The organism is Brachybacterium sp. Z12 (genome assembly GCF_014400405.1).
Classification (GTDB): Bacteria; Actinomycetota; Actinomycetes; order Actinomycetales; family Dermabacteraceae; genus Brachybacterium.
Genome location: NZ_CP060496.1, coordinates 323501 through 338102 on the forward strand (window position 1 = coordinate 323501; position 14602 = coordinate 338102).

14 protein-coding genes and 1 pseudogene are annotated in these 14602 nt (G+C 65.1%); 10 read left to right on the plus strand and 5 right to left on the minus strand.

The window, feature by feature from the left end; all coding sequences use genetic code 11:
- Positions 1-76: 76 nt before the first annotated feature.
- From H3H54_RS01745 to H3H54_RS19355, 9 genes are all read left to right on the plus strand, one after another.
- A complete protein-coding gene (locus H3H54_RS01745; RefSeq protein ID WP_395963215.1) occupies positions 77-484 on the plus strand; it encodes a glycosyltransferase family 4 protein in 408 nt (135 codons plus the stop codon).
- Positions 481-1044, plus strand: coding sequence for a glycosyltransferase (locus H3H54_RS01750; RefSeq protein WP_262425268.1), 564 nt, complete (start codon positions 481-483; stop codon positions 1042-1044). The genes H3H54_RS01745 and H3H54_RS01750 overlap by 4 nt, the downstream gene beginning before the upstream one ends.
- On the plus strand, positions 1041-2267 hold the full coding sequence (locus H3H54_RS01755) for an ABC transporter permease (RefSeq protein WP_262425269.1): 1227 nt from the start codon (positions 1041-1043) through the stop codon (positions 2265-2267). The genes H3H54_RS01750 and H3H54_RS01755 overlap by 4 nt, the downstream gene beginning before the upstream one ends.
- Complete coding sequence (locus tag H3H54_RS01760; RefSeq protein WP_262425270.1) at positions 2264-4483, plus strand: acyltransferase family protein; 2220 nt, start codon at positions 2264-2266, stop codon at positions 4481-4483. Before H3H54_RS01755 ends, H3H54_RS01760 begins: the two co-directional genes overlap by 4 nt.
- Positions 4473-5426, plus strand: coding sequence for a glycosyltransferase family 2 protein (locus H3H54_RS01765; RefSeq protein ID WP_262425271.1), 954 nt, complete (start codon positions 4473-4475; stop codon positions 5424-5426). Before H3H54_RS01760 ends, H3H54_RS01765 begins: the two co-directional genes overlap by 11 nt.
- Entirely contained in the window at positions 5423-6556 is a 1134-nt protein-coding gene (locus tag H3H54_RS01770) for a glycosyltransferase (RefSeq protein ID WP_262425272.1), read from the plus strand. Before H3H54_RS01765 ends, H3H54_RS01770 begins: the two co-directional genes overlap by 4 nt.
- Positions 6553-7530, plus strand: a complete 978-nt coding sequence (locus tag H3H54_RS01775; protein WP_262425273.1) for a glycosyltransferase family 2 protein — start codon at positions 6553-6555, stop codon at positions 7528-7530. Before H3H54_RS01770 ends, H3H54_RS01775 begins: the two co-directional genes overlap by 4 nt.
- 88 nt (positions 7531-7618) lie before the next feature.
- Positions 7619-8062, plus strand: a complete 444-nt coding sequence (locus tag H3H54_RS01780) for a hypothetical protein (protein WP_262425274.1) — start codon at positions 7619-7621, stop codon at positions 8060-8062.
- Between the two features lie 2 nt (positions 8063-8064).
- A complete protein-coding gene (locus H3H54_RS19355) occupies positions 8065-8496 on the plus strand; it encodes a glycosyltransferase (protein ID WP_395963220.1) in 432 nt (143 codons plus the stop codon).
- 13 nt (positions 8497-8509) lie between these two features.
- On the opposite strand, the gene H3H54_RS01785 is transcribed toward H3H54_RS19355, so the two are convergent.
- From H3H54_RS01785 to H3H54_RS19360, 4 genes and pseudogenes are all read right to left on the minus strand, one after another.
- Positions 8510-9346 carry an oligosaccharide flippase family protein gene (locus tag H3H54_RS01785; protein WP_262425275.1) on the minus strand — a complete coding sequence of 279 codons (837 nt, stop codon included), beginning with the start codon at positions 9344-9346 and terminating at the stop codon, positions 8510-8512.
- Complete coding sequence (locus H3H54_RS01790) at positions 9273-9983, minus strand: oligosaccharide flippase family protein (protein ID WP_262425276.1); 711 nt, start codon at positions 9981-9983, stop codon at positions 9273-9275. The genes H3H54_RS01785 and H3H54_RS01790 overlap by 74 nt, the downstream gene beginning before the upstream one ends.
- On the minus strand, positions 9980-10510 hold the full coding sequence (locus H3H54_RS01795; RefSeq protein ID WP_262425277.1) for a polysaccharide pyruvyl transferase family protein: 531 nt from the start codon (positions 10508-10510) through the stop codon (positions 9980-9982). Before H3H54_RS01795 ends, H3H54_RS01790 begins: the two co-directional genes overlap by 4 nt.
- Before the next feature lie 32 nt (positions 10511-10542).
- Positions 10543-10908, minus strand: a pseudogene (locus H3H54_RS19360) (polysaccharide pyruvyl transferase family protein); the annotation flags it as partial.
- A 343-nt stretch (positions 10909-11251) separates the two neighbouring features.
- Between H3H54_RS19360 and H3H54_RS01800 the strand changes: the two are divergent.
- A complete protein-coding gene (locus H3H54_RS01800; RefSeq protein WP_262426371.1) occupies positions 11252-12424 on the plus strand; it encodes a Coenzyme F420 hydrogenase/dehydrogenase, beta subunit C-terminal domain in 1173 nt (390 codons plus the stop codon).
- Between the two features lie 200 nt (positions 12425-12624).
- Here the strand turns inward: H3H54_RS01800 and H3H54_RS01805 are convergent, their stop codons facing one another.
- Positions 12625-14553: an acyltransferase family protein gene (locus H3H54_RS01805; protein ID WP_262425278.1), complete on the minus strand. Its 1929-nt coding sequence runs from the start codon at positions 14551-14553 to the stop codon at positions 12625-12627.
- Positions 14554-14602 lie beyond the last annotated feature (49 nt).

Below are 14602 nucleotides of genomic sequence, written 5' to 3' on the forward strand. Positions count from 1 at the left end.
CTGACCTCGGCGGTGTGGCACGGCACGTGCTCGATGCGACGCGGCAGGGCATTCCCGGCTGGCGCCTCGTGGTGCTGTGCCCCGAGGGGCCTCTTGCCGAGGCGCTGCGCGCCCAGGGCACGCCCGTGGTGACCGGGACCGTCTCCCCGCCGACGGCACCGCCGTCGCGGTGCGCACGATCCGCCGCACCCTGCAGCGCCTGCGCCCCGACATGCTGCACACCCATCTCGCCTTCGCGGACCTCGCCGGGATCGCGGCCGTGACCGGGCTGCGCGCCGGCCGCGGGGAGCGGATCCGCCTGGTCTCCACCGAGCACGGCATCTCCGGGGTGCGCGGCTACTACCAGTCCGGCGACCTGCAGGCCCGGGTGAAGGCCGGGGCGCATCGCGCCCGCCTGCTGCGCACCGACCGGGTGATCGCCGTCAGCGACTCCACCGCCGCGCAGGTCGCGGCGCAGTGGGGAGCGGGCAGAAGCTCACTGTGATCCGCAACGGCGTCGACGCCCCGCAGCCCACCCCGCAGCCCCGCGCGGGCCTGCGCGTGCTGTCCCTCGCGCGCCTCGCCCCGGAGAAGAACATCGACCAGCTGATGCAGGCCTTCGCCCACGTCGCCCGCGAGCACCCCGAGGCCCGACTCACGATCGCCGGCCGCGGGCTGGAGGAGGGCGCGCTGCGCACCCTCGCCTACTCCCTCCACCTCGAGGACCGGATCGACTTTCCCGGCCACGTGGACGCGGGCGAGGCACTGCGAGCCCACGACGTGGTCGTCCAGCTCTCCGCCTGGGAGAACCTCTCCTACACGCTGCTGGACGCCGTGGCCCACGGCCTCGGCGTGGCCGCCACCGACGTGGGCGGCAACGGCGAGATCGTGCCCGAGCGGTGCCTGGTCACGGCCGAGGAGGCGCGCTCGCCGGAGGTCGTGGCCGCGCGGATCATCGAGCAGGGGAGCGACCTTGCGGCGCGGCCCGAGGGAGCGGAGCACGGACTCACCGTCGCGGAGATGGCTGCGGCGATCGCGGGCGTGTACCGGGAGGTGGCCGCATGAGCCACCGCACCGCCGCGCAGGACGCGCGGATCGACCGCACCGCGACTTCGGTCGGCTCCCGGCTGCGCAGCGAGACCGCGGGGGTCCTGTCCTCTGTCGGGAAGCTGCGCATCCCCGAGCTGGTGCTGTTCTTCGGCCTGATCTTCGAAGGATCGATGTTCGGCCTGCCGATCCCGCTCAACCAGGTGGTGATCGTCGGGATCGTCCTGCTCGCCATCACCCGTCGGCCGCAGGTGGACCTCGGGTGGCTGCAGATGCTGGTGCCGCTGCTGGTGATCGGTCTGTTCTATCTGGCGATGCTCTCGATGTTCACCGAGGCGACGGAGTTCGCCTTCGACTGGGAGCGTCGACTTCTCCGTCTCGGGCTGACAGCGGTGTTCCTGCTCGTGCTGGCCTCGGGACGCATCGACCTCCGCTCCGGACTGGCTGGCCTCGCGACCGGGATGATCCTCAATGCGATCGCGTTCTACCTGGGCCTGGCGCCGGACAACTACGGGGGCGTGCTCTCGGGCTTCTTCTTGGACAAGAACGTCGCGGGGATGGCCTACGCGATCGTGGGCGTGCTGGTTCTCGCGGTGGTCGACAGACGCTGGGTGAAAGTGGCGCTCGTGCTGGTCTTCGCCGCGATGGTGTGGCTCACCGGCTCCCGCACCTCCATCGCCGCGATGGTCGCGGGCGTGGGGTGGATCCTCATCGCGCCGCGCCTGCCCGTCATCGGACGGTGGATGTTCGGCCTGCTGATCTACCTGGGCGTCGATCTCGTCTCGGAGGACTACTCCCAGATCGGCGTCTTTTCGAACCGGGAGGGCTCGGATCTGCTGCGAAGCCGGATCGACGCCGCCTCCGAAGTGAAGGTCGACGGCGCAGGGTTCTTCGGCATGGGCCTGGGCGAGGCGTACGTGTCCTTCCCTGATGACCCGGGAAGTCGCTGGCTGTTCCACAACTCGTACTGGAGCGCATTGGTGGAGGGAGGCTGGCCCTGGCTCCTCCTCGTCCTCGGGATCACGGTGGTGCTCGCACTGCGCCCCTTCGAGACCCGCCTGACGAAGCCGGAGCTTGCGGTGCAGGCGGCCGCGATCGCGGTGCTGATCTGCGCATGGCGCCTGGGCGAAGTCTTCTTCACGCTGCAGTGGGCGCTCGTGGTCGGTGCTGCGATCTGGTTCTGGGCGAATGCCCGCCAGGAACGAGACCGTCAGATCGCCGTCAGCGAGGAGGAGCGGTGACCGGGGTTCAGCCTCGACGCGGCCGCTTCCTCGAACTCGATGGTCTGAGGGGGATCGCCGCTGTTGCCGTCGTGCTCAGACACCTCACCGGCGGTTACGACAGCAGATACCACGGCGGCGAGTCCATGGTGCCGAACGCCTGGTGGGGCGCTTACGGCGTGCAGCTCTTCTTCTTCATCTCGGGATTCGTGATCCTGATGTCCGCACGCCGCGCGCGCGTCCCGAGCGACTTCGTGATCTCCCGGGCCGCCCGGCTCTACCCCGTGTACTGGATCGCGGTGACGGTGAGCATCATTGTCTCGATCACGTTCCGCGTACCCGGCACCGATGTCGGGTGGGTAGACCGCCTGATGAACTTCACGATGATCCAACGGCTGCTCCTCTTCGACAACGTCGACGAGGTGTACTGGACGCTCGCGATCGAAATGCAGTTCTACGGGGTGATCTTCGCCCTTCTCGTCATCACGCGCTCGAGGCTGACCAACAAGGTCGTGCTCTGGACTGCAGGCGTTTGGGTAGTGATGGCACTTGCCGTCTCCGTTGCGGCGCGGCCATACACCTTGGGGGTCTCGCCTCAGTTCGTCGAGGCGCCGCCGTGGAAGATGTTGCTCAATCTGGTACTTGTCGAATGGGGTCCGTTCTTCGCTGCGGGGATGCTGGCTTATCTCGCCCGAGAGGATCGGAGGTTCAGCCCTCTGGCGATCACCGCGGCGGCCGGCACGATCGCGGTGTCGTGGATCCTCCACGGCTGGGCGCAGGCAGCATGCGTCGCCGTGGTCGCTGCCCTGTTCCTCGTCGTGGTGACGAGGGAGAGGACCTCGATCCTCCGATGGAGGCCGATCCAGTTCTACGGCCGGATCAGCTACTCCCTCTACATCGGTCATGCAGTGACCGGGTACGCGCTGCTGCACCTCATCGAACCGGTCACCGGACGGTGGCTCGGGATGGCCATCACTTTCGCCGCCGTCACCGGCATCGCCTGCCTCTACCACCGGTACGGAGAGGTGTATCTGTCGAAGAAGGCAAGGACTGGGCTGGAGGCGCTGCGCGATCGGCTGTCCCGCCGCCCTGCACCACCCATGGGAGGTGGGGCGATGAGCACGAACATCTCCGGTCGTGACTCGCGGTTGGCCCAGTTCGTCGAGGCGGTGCGCGCGAGGATCGCGATCGCCACGAACAACGGCGACATGGGCGGTGGCGAGGTCATGCTGCTCAACATCGCGACAGCGCTGCGGTCGATGGACATCGACGTGACGGTGCTGGCGCCGACCGCGCCAGGAGAGCTGCTCGACGAGGCACGAATGCGCGGCTTCGACGTGGTGCCGTTGAAAGCATCAACCCGACTCGGGTACATGCGCGCGCTCGCCGCTTGGCGGCTGCGGAACCTCACGGTCCCGCTGTGGTGCAACGGGCTGGTGCCGACCGCCGCGACGATCGGGATGGGGCCGAGGATCGCCCACTTGCACATCCTCCCCACCGGACTGAACGCGGTCGCAGCCCGGATCGGTCGCTTCGGCGCTGCACGGGTCCTGGTCCCCTCGCGCTTCATGGCCTCCCGGATCCCCGGCACTCAGGTGCTGGAGAACTGGACCGAAGACATCGCCTTCCTGGACAGAGAGCTTCGACCTGAAGGGCCGTTCCGCGTGGGGTTCCTCGGCCGGCTCACGAAGGACAAGGGCGTGCACGTGCTCGCTCGCGCGATGGCCGAGGTGATCGCACAGTCGGAGCGCGAGGTGCGCCTTGTCCTCGCCGGCGAGAACAGGTTCGGTGACTCGGCGGACGATCGCGAGATCCAGGCCGCGCTCGAGCCGCTCACCGGATCCGTGGACCATCTGGGCTGGGTTCACCGAGAAGCATTCTTCGACCAGGTGGACCTGGCAGTGTTCCCCTCCGTATGGGAAGAGCCGTTTGGACTCGTCGCCGCCGAGACGATGGCGCGAGGAGTGCCCTTCGTGATCTCGGATGCCGGGGCGCTTCCCGAGGTGGCAGGCCCGGAGCATCCCTGGGTCACGCGTCGAGGCGACGACGCGGCACTGGCGGAGACGATCCTGTCGTTGATCGGAGAACTTGACGTGGACGGTGTCCGGCGCGATGCCCGTCGTCGATGGGAGGAGTGCTTCTCGCCGGAGGCTGGTGCTGGGCGCGTGGCAGAGCTCCTCCTCGGCCTCGTCCAGAGTGCAGGCACTCGGAACGCAGGAGACAGAAGTGGCCGTTGAACCGCTGGCATCGATAGTCGTGCCGTCGTTCCGCGGAGCGGATCGGCTCCCGCAGCTTCTCGACAGCCTGGCTGCACAGCAGGAGGGCACGCCGCCCTTCGAGGTCATCGTCGTCGTGGACGGAGTCGACGACGGCTCGGTGGCGCTGCTCGAGAACGAGTCCCGGCTCGACCTGCGCATCATCGTCTTTCCGGAGAATCGCGGGCGCGTCGACGCGCTGAATGCAGGTTTCGAGGCAGCTCGCGGTGACGTGCTGATCCGCTGTGATGACGACCTCGTTGTCCCACCCGACTATGTCGCCGTGCACGTCGAGGCGCACACCTCGAGCGGGACCGTCGGTGTCGTCGGACCGACGCGGGACATCCACGCACCGAGTGCGTACGCCCGGGCCTACGGAGAGGACGCGGCGAGGAAGTCTCTCGCTCATGCGCTCAGCCGACCGCCCCAGGAGAGGTGGCGTCTGTGGGCCGCGAGCTGCTCGATCTCGCGGGAGACCTGGGAATCGGTCGGCCACTACGACGATCGGTACCAGGGGTATGGCTGGGAGGACGTCGACTACGGCTACCGGCTCCACGCGGCGGGCATCCCGATCGAGGTATTCGAGGCATTGACGGCTGAGCATCATGGACCGGCACGCACTGTCGCCGCTCGTTCCGTGAAGGCCTTCGAGGCGGGAGGCGCACGCTCGACCTTCCGCCGGCTGCACCCTGAGGCGTCTATCGGCGACCCGGCAACGGGGAACGGCGTGTGGGGACTGGGAGTCCGGCTCACCGCTGCGTCCATGCGCTCCCGGCGTGCAGTCGAGCGAGTGGCAGGGTTGATCAACCGGATGCTTCCGCTTGTGCCGAGACCCGTAGGGCGCAAGCTCGTCGCCCTCGCGGTCGAGGGAGCTGGCGTGGCAGGTGCGAGCCATTCCGTCGACGAGGAGAGGAGGGCTCGATGAGCCCGCGCATCGCGATCGCGCACGACTACCTCACGCAGCGCGGGGGCGCCGAGCGGGTGGTGCTCTCCCTTGCCAAGGCGTTCCCCGAGGCGGAGATCCACACGCTGTTCTACGAGCCCGAGCAGACCTACCCCGAGTTCCAGGAGATGCGGATCCGCACCAGCAGCCTGAACCGCATCGGAACCTTCCGCCGTGACCCGCGAATCGCACTGCCACTCCTCGCCTCGGCCTCATCGCGGATGAGTATCGATGCGGACGTCGTGATCGCCTCGTCCTCCGGCTGGGCGCACGCCTTCCCGACGACGGGGAAGAAGATCGTGTACTGCCACTCACCCGCCCGCTGGCTCTATCTGCCCGACGACTACCTCGGCGAGGCTGGCTCGCTGGATCCGAAGCGACTCGCGCTCACCGCGCTCACCCCGTTCCTCACCCGCTGGGATCAGCGAGCCGCACGGACCGCGGACCTTTACCTCGCGAACTCCTCCGTCGTGCGTGAACGAATCAATCGCGTCTACAGGATCGACGCCCCCACGCTGTTCCCTCCGTTCAGCCCGGACCTCGTGGAAGGGTTTAAGCAGCCCATCTCGAGCCTTGAGGGATGGGCTGGCGAGGATGGCGCGGAGGACGGGCACTACCTGGTGGTGTCGCGGCTGCAGCCCTACAAGCATGTCGACAAGGTGGTCCAGGCGTTCGAACAGCTCCCTGATGACCGCCTGCTCGTCATCGGGAAGGGTCCTGAGCGCGATAGGCTGCGCTCGATGGCGCCGAGCAATGTGCGGTTCGCCGAAGGGCTGTCCGATGCGGAGATGCGCTGGGCGTATGCGAAGTCGGAGGCGCTCATCGCGGCCAGCCATGAGGACTTCGGTCTCACCCCTCTGGAAGCCGGAGCCTTTGGCAAGCCGACCTTCGCCCTGCGTGCGGGTGGGTATCTGGACACCGTCACGGAAGGGATCAACGGTCTGTTCTTCGAACAGGCCGAGCCCAGTCAGATCGCAGAGGCGATCACCCTCGGACGCAACGAAGAGTTCGAAGAGCAGAGGATCAAGGCGAACGTCGACGAGCGCTTCGGAGATGAGCGGTTTCTGGCAGCACTCCACGCTGAAGTTTCGAAAGTGAAAGAACTGCGATGAGAGAAGAAAGTATCGATCCGGCTCTGGTCGGGGTCGTCGTCACAGTCCATAACCGTCATGAATACCTGGATGCGGCTCTGGACACGATCTTTGGTCAGACGCTGATGCCGGGTCACGTCGTGGTGGTGGACGATGGCAGCACCCGAAGCGCGACCCTCGAGCATCTCCGGGCTATAGAAACGAAGTACCCGGTGAAGGTGCATGCGATTGCCAACCGCGGCCTTGCTGGAGCGCGGAACTTCGGAAGAAGCCTTCTGGACGCCGACTACCTGCTCTTCCTCGATGATGATGACGAGATCCTCCCCGACTATCTTTATGCGACAGTGGCCGAACTGGAAGCTGATAGCGCTGTGGGCGTTGCCTACGCGGGCGCCGAGTTCTTTGGCGACCTCGATGGAGTGTGGGATCTGCCATCGTACGATCCAGTAGAGATTCTCTGGGAGAACATGGTCTACAGCTCTGCCGTTGTCCGCGCTCGAGCTTTTGACCAGGTTGGCGGGTATGACGACACGCTGCGGCGTGGACGCGAGGACCACGACCTCTGGATCCGCATGACTGCCGCCGGCTGGGGGTTCCGGCGCGTAAGCGAGGTCTTGTTCCGGTATCGGCAGACCTCGACGTCGATGAACCATAGCATCGGAGGAGACGTGGGCGAGATGGCCAAGACCTACGCCCGGATCATGAGGGGGAGCGGCGACTACTATCTGCAGCATGCCGACGTGCTGTGGGAGCACATTTTTGAACTCCGTTCCCAGAATCGACGATACCGGCGGCTCTATGGAACGCTCGACGAGCGGATGAAGTCACTCAAGGGCCTGGTACGCCGTGCACGTAATGCGATGAGCGCGAATAGGGAGGGGGTCGGTAGTGGCGAAAGCGGTAGTCCTCTCCGAGTTCGACGTGAAGTCCTGGGAAGCGAAGTGGATCCGAGGCGAGGTCCCCTCGAGATTTCCATACGGGATGGAGCACCTTGACTCAAGTGCGTGGGATGTGACGTTCCCTCGTCGTGTCGAGCCCAAATCCCGGGTTGCGAGGAAGATCGTCGATGCCACAACGCATCGAGTGGGTCATCCCTGGGTGGAGAGTGTCCTCTCATCCGGCAAGGTTGCATCGGCGGACGCGGTGATCGGGGTCCTCGAGCCCCATATCTTCGCGGCGTCGGCGATGAAGCGGGCGAGAGTCCCCATGTATAGAGGCAAGGCGCTCGCGGCGTTGACGTGCTGGGCGGGCCGGACCCTTCGGGACGGCGACTCGACCGAGAAGCAGAGAATCGTGCGGCACATGCGGAGCCTCGATCGCATCTATCTGCTCAGCCGCAACCAGGTTGAGATCTTCATGGGCAGCGGGTTCCGGGAGGAGCAGATCCGGACGGTCTCCTACGGTGTCGACGTCGAGTTCTTCACGCCGGGGAACCCCGTGAGCGCGACATCGACGTACTCGCTGTCGGGCAAGATTCCGGGCGCGACTACGCCACGTTCTTCAACGCCGTGCGAGGCCTTCCGATAGAGGTGACCCTCGTTGCAAAGCCGACCAATATTGCTCAGTTGGACATCCCTGACAACGTTAGTTTCGTGGGGACCGTGGATCATCGCGAATATCGCAGCCTCATGCGTCGCGCAAAGGCGGTCGCGGTACCTACACATGACTTCGCGTACCCCACGGGGCAGAGCGTGGCTCTGGAGAGTGCCGCGGTGGGAACACCCGTCGTGGTCACCGGAACTCCAGCCATGAGCGAGTACTTTCTTCATGGCACCGAGGCACTGATGCCGCGGGTCTACGTGGCTGGAGACTGGCGGGACATGCTCATGGATCTGATGCGGGACGAAGAGTTGCGTACGCGAGTGGCCGCTAATGCGCGACGTCGAGTGCTCCAGCGGAACTCAACTAGCGTGATGTGGGGAGATATCTCTGAAGACCTCATGGGTCTGCTGGTGAGCTAGCACGGTCTCCTGCTCAGGAACGAGCGAGCATCGCTGCACGCCAGATGCTGTGATAATCGCGTCTGATCGCGGGTATGACTGCAAGTACGCCAGCAACAACGAGCTGTGTCAGCACAGCCAGGGCGATTCCGGCTACTGGGGTCAGTGCGGCGCTTGCCCACACCACGACGGCTGTGGTGGAGCTCGAGATGAGACCGACCGCGAAGATCCGGTAGGAGGTGATGAGCATGTTGCGAGTGGGGATGCCTGCCACTCGGCCGGCCCAGGTCAAGGAGATGGGCCAGAGGATCAGCGGAGCGATGGCGACAGCGATCGCGGCTCCTAGCGGGCCAAGCGCAAGCAACCCGGCGATGAGAAGCGCGGTTCTGATGGCTGCAGAGAACAACGTGTACTTCAGCAGGGACGCAGTTCGTCCCCGAACTGTGTAGAGCCAGCCACCGGTCATCGCCATGGTGTTCAGACCTTCGCCGATGGCGATGAAATGCAAGTACGGCACCACGCCCTCCCACCCAGCGCCGAGCATCACCGCGACCAGTGGAGATGCCGCTGCACTGATGCCGCCAGCGATTAGCGCCATAGGGTACGCGAGTAGCAGCTGCCCCCTCTCGGCAAAGCGGGTGAGCAGGTGGGTGTCGTCCTGCTGTCGGGATAGCGCTGAGAACGCGACTTGAGAGATGGGCGTGCGGATCTGGTTGAGCGGCATGCGCGCACTCTGCACAGCACGGGAGTAAAGCCCGACTACGCCAGGCCCAGCGATCAACCCGATGAGTGCGGAGTCACCGTTGCTCGAGAGATAGCTGGCAATCTGGGTCCCGAGAAGGGGGAGGCCGAAACGGAAGTATCTCTTCACGGAGACGGAGCGGTCGGTAGTAGCGTCGTGGGCGCCAGGAGCTGAAGAGTAAGAGGGCGATCAGACTGAGGGTGGCACCGGTGAGATTCTGGACCACCAGAGCCCAAGCGCCCCACCCGCTCAAGGCGGCCAGGATGGCAACGCCAAGAGCCACAAGACCAGTGACAATCGTGATGAGCGCCAGGGCACCGAAGCGCATCTCTCGTTGGAAGCCTGCTCTGAGCTGAGAGGCCATTCCAGCGATAGGGAATGAGGCACTCATCGCCACCAGCATGAGCAGCAGTTCGGGCTGGTGATAGAGGCCGGCGATGAGTGGCGCGACGCAGAGCAGCAGAACGGCGAGTGCTGAACCAATACCGGTCGCGCACCACCACAAGTTCGAGCGTTGTGCTGGAGAGATCTCCTTCGCCTGCACGGCAGCGGTGCTCAGGCCTACATCGCGGAACACTTCGCCTATCCCGATAACCACCGTCACGATGGCCATCAGGCCGTACTCACGAGGCTCGAGGAGCCGCGCGAGCACAACGAGCGCAGTCATCTGTATCGCGAGCTGGGCCATCTGGCCGCTCAGCGTGGTGACGCCGCTTCTGGCGCTCGCTTTGCCGAGACTACGGGCTGAAGGGGCTGGAGAACTCACAAGGCATTCCGCAGCGCCAGCACTGCCCGTTCCAGTGCTCGGTCGGCATTGTCGAGAACAGTCTCTACCTGTGCATCGAGATCGAGCTCGGATGCAGCGAGCACACGTTCAGCATGGCCGGACCCATGTCTGAGGTCGACGGTGTGGTTCCAGCCAAGCGGTTCGAAGAGCGGAGCGAACTTCCTCGAGTAGGCGAGCGGGATCGCAGGCGTGCCTGTAGAGAGAGCATTCAAGCTCGCGTGCATGCGGGCACCAATCACCAGACGCGCAGAGGCGGTGCTCGCGCGGACCTCATCGATCGTGCGCGGAGCGATTACCGGGAGCATCTCGGCACGCGCTTCGTTGATCTGCCCGCTCGCATAGGAGTCATTGTCAAGCGCGCCGTTGCCGAGCACATGATCGAAGAGCGTGACCGAGCGCCCGCGGCTCTCGAGGCCGTCGATGATGCCGAGCATCGTCTGCCGGTACGCGAGGTGATCGACATGCGGGTTCTCGACCCAGAGCAACCCGGACACGTTGAGTAGCACGTCGTACTGCTCGGACCGAGGGGGCGGGGGAGTGCGAACGCGACATCGGTCGACTGGATCGGCTCCCGATTCGCAAGGCGCCGCACCGTATCGATGCTCTGATCATCACGCACCATCACCGCACGGGCCCGGGACAAGGTCTGCGCCGCCAGGAGTCGCGCGCGGCGGGAGCTGAACGGCCCAATGGTCTGCGGGGTCATCACCAGGGGGACTCCGAGGGCCATCGCGTAGAACGGGGCAGTGGACATCCGAATCAGGTACGACAGGGTGTAGATATCCGCGAAGCTGTCGCCGGCTCGAGTGTCGAGGATGATGTCGAAGCTCGTGAACCAGGCTCCGAGTCCTCGCTTTCGCAGTACAGCTTCCTTGAGGATGGAGCGCGGGATCGTGAGCGGCATCGGGCCATCGTTTCCGCCCTCGCCATGCCCGCCCGTGCCCTGGAAGCGAGTCTCGCACCCTGGCCATGCACGCTCGGCCAGTGCGCGAGCGCCCAGGGCCAGAGTGCGCACCCCTAGATTCGGATTGCTCTCATTCGCCCAGAGGATGAGGACACGAGGAGAGTCCTCGCCAGGCGGGGTGGTGCTCGCGGGCACTCCACATCTCCTTATCGGTTCTGGGTGGGGCTGTAGACCTACTCTAGTATGGCGATATGCGTGGAATCGGACAGGCGTCGCAGCACGAGACTATCGCCAGTGCCGCGAGTCACGTAGCACGCACAGAACGGTGTACGGGATGTGGCGCATGCGCACTTCTGGATCCAGGGCTGCGTATGGAGATGCAGGAAGGTCAGATGCGTCCGGTCGCCACCGGAACCCCTTCCTCCACCGACGTCACCACTTTCAGGAGGGTCTGCCCGGGGTTACGGTGCGCTCGCCGTTCCGTGGCGCAGCCGCCCACCGGCACCCGATTCTCGGACCGTATGAGGCCGTCTGGCGAGCCAATGCGTGCGATGCGGAGACTCGGCACGCTGGATCCAGCGGGGGAGTGCTCACCGCTCTCAGCATCTGGAATCTTGAATCACGCGGAGGAGAGTCCCATACGGTCGCGCCCTCATCGAGGGAACCTCGCCGCGCCGTGCCGGTGTCGCTCATGAGCAAGGAGCAGGCGCTCGCCTCCGCTAGCAGTAGATACGCTCCGGTCGCTGCTGCGCGGGATGTGACAGCGATGAGTGGCCAGGAGGCCGTCGTCAGCAAGCCCTGTGAGACCGCCTCGATGCGCGCGATGGTGGACGAGGGGGCGGGGCCACTGCTGCTCTCGTTCTTCTGCGCCGGTACCCCGAATCAGACCGCCACGGATGACGTCATCACACGGCTCGGCGGCGAACCCGAAGACGTCGTGAAGCTGCGCTATCGGGGCATGGGCTGGCCGGGCAAGTTCTCAGCCGCGCTCAGTGACGGTGCAGTGGTCGAGACGGAGTACGACGATTCCTGGGGACGGACCCTCGGCCCGAGCGTGCCGTGGAGATGTCGTACCTGTGGTGATGGCATGGGTGAGTCTGCAGATCTCGTGGCCGGTGATCTCTGGGAGACGGATGAGCGCGGCTACCCGCTCTTCGAGGAGCTGGAGGGCTACAGCGTGCTTATCGCGCGAACACAGCGCGGTGTTGAGGCGGCGCGAGCTGCTGCGGCCGCCGGATACATCCAGCTGGAGCCCGTGAGCGTCGAGGAGGTGCTCGCTGCACAGCCTGCTCAGGTTGCACGGCGTGAACGACTCATGGGTCGTCTGGTAGCGACAGTATTGATGGGTTTGCCGATCACGCGTTACCAGGGCTTCGGTGTGCTCCGTGAGAGCGGAAAGCGGCCACGGGCCATCTATAAGGAGGCCCTTGGCGCGGCCGCCCGACTTCGCGCGCGAGGCTATGACTGGGCTGGGGGACGAGTTCGTCCGGTTCTATCGAAGCTTCGAGGCAGATGACGATGCAGGGCCTCAACGCCGGGGTCGGGCGCTGGAAGGTGGAAGGCAAGCGAGACTCGGTAGCCCGATGAGCAGCGCTCCTTAAAGAACCAGGATCGTGACGGGTTTGGTTCCTGGTGGCCGATCCCCGGGGGCACTCTGTGGAGTGGTGTGGAAGGGGCGGTCGACCCAGTTGATGCAATGGCTGGACCAGAGCCTAATCATCGGGCGGAGTCCATCACTTCGACGAGAACTGCATCGACAGAGTTGTTGAGCTGTGCCGAAAACGTGGCGGTGATGTGGTTGTCGTCCAAATAGACGTACTCGCCATCTCGAGTCGGTGTGCACTCCAGCCCAGGGCAGATCTGAGCGGTGAGATCGAGGCTGGCGCTCGCGGCGGTGGAGGCGTACGGATCCGCCCAGCTCTCATCTAGCGTGACGGTGCAGGCGGCATCGTCATGCCCGAGCTGCTCCCCGCAGGCGAAGAGATTGTCGTGGAACCGGGGAACATCGCGAATTGTGATCACTTCCGTCCCGTGGGCACGTACGTCCTCCACGAAGTCATCGATCCCGTCGAGCGAGTGGTCGCCCTCCGGGGTGCTGGCGGTTCCTAGAATGACCAGCACATCGGTGTCATCAAGCAGGTCTCCGCTGCGTGCGGCGGACCATGCCTCGAAGCAGGTCTGATCGCGCCCCTCTCCTGGGGTGGTTCGGAACAGGCAACCCGGGAGGAGATACGCCTGCGCAGCCCATCCTTCACGTTCGATCGTCGGTGTGAACGCCGCCATGTACTGCTGGGTGTGGGAGCTGCCGAGGAAGGTCACCCTGGGGACATCGGGTTCAGAGCCGGGGAGCGCGCTGCAGTACTCGGCCAGCAGATCGGTGTCGCACTCCCCGCCGAGCTCTGCCCAGCTCTGGCGCGCACTGCTGCCGGGGTCGGCTGCAGCACGGTTGTCCACATAGGGTCTGAGCCCCACCAGCATGGCGGCACCGAGAGCGAAGATCGCGACGACGACGCCTGCGGATCGCCACACCGAACCTGACCGCTGGAACCGAGCGAGAGGGTTCTCCACCGCATGCACGAGGGCAATGCTCACCGCGCACGATGAGGCAAGGACGGCGGTACCTCCTGCGATGCCGAGCTGGCCCGTGCTCGACATGGATTGAGCGATCACCAGAATCGGCCAGTGGACCAAATATAGGGCGTAGGAGTAGGCGCCGGCCCGTACCAGCCAAGGGTGCGCCAACAGCGTGGGCCGGGATGTTGGCCGCGTGGTCGCCAAGAGGATCAGGCCAGCTCCGCTCAGCGGCCATAGCGCCGCGATGCCTGGGAATGTCGTCCCAACTGGCAGCAGGAAGCCACACGCCGCGATCATCACGACCCCGATGTAGATCATGAGCCGTGCAATGGAGGTACGGATGCGGACCTCCCCGATCACCGCGAGGAGGGAGCCGAGCGCAAACTCCCACAGTCTTGCCCGCACATCGAAGTACGCCCGCTCCTGGGAGGCCTCAGTCATCCACATGCTGAATGTGAGGGACCCTATGAACACGATGCCGAACCCGAGTGCCAGCCACACCCTGAGTGGAATCTTCGTGATCCGAGCCGCAAGGACTGCGATGAGGTGCGCGACCGCCCACAGCACGAATACCTGCCCCTGGATCGAGAGCGACCAGAAATGCTGGCTCGGAGACAAGGTGGTGAGATCTGCCGAGTAATAGTCCGCGGCACGTTCCTGCAGAAGCATGTTCTCGACATAGAAGAGACTCGCCCAGCCATCGTCGAGCAAAGACGGCCATCTCCACACAGGGAGGAAAGTCAGGGCGCCGATGAGGGTCAGCGCCACTGTGGCTCCTGCGAGTGGGAGAAGCCGTCCGAATCGGCGGACCAGGAACGTCGCCGGATTGAAGCCCCGACCCTGGCGAGTTACTGCGATCACCGACGCCGTCATGAGGAATGCGGAGACGAGGAGGAAGACGTCGACACCACCGGAGACCCGATGGAACCACACGTGATAGATGACCACTAGGAACAGCGCCAGCGTGCGAAGCCCTTGAATCTCAGGAATGAAACGGGTCTTTGCTCCGGTGGAGCGCGCTTGCTGAGAGGCTTCGGCCTGCGCGGGCATGAGCTGCGGGTCGACTGTCATGGAGCTAGTCTTCCCTACTCGTGAGCTAGTGGGCCGGGTGTCTCGCGCG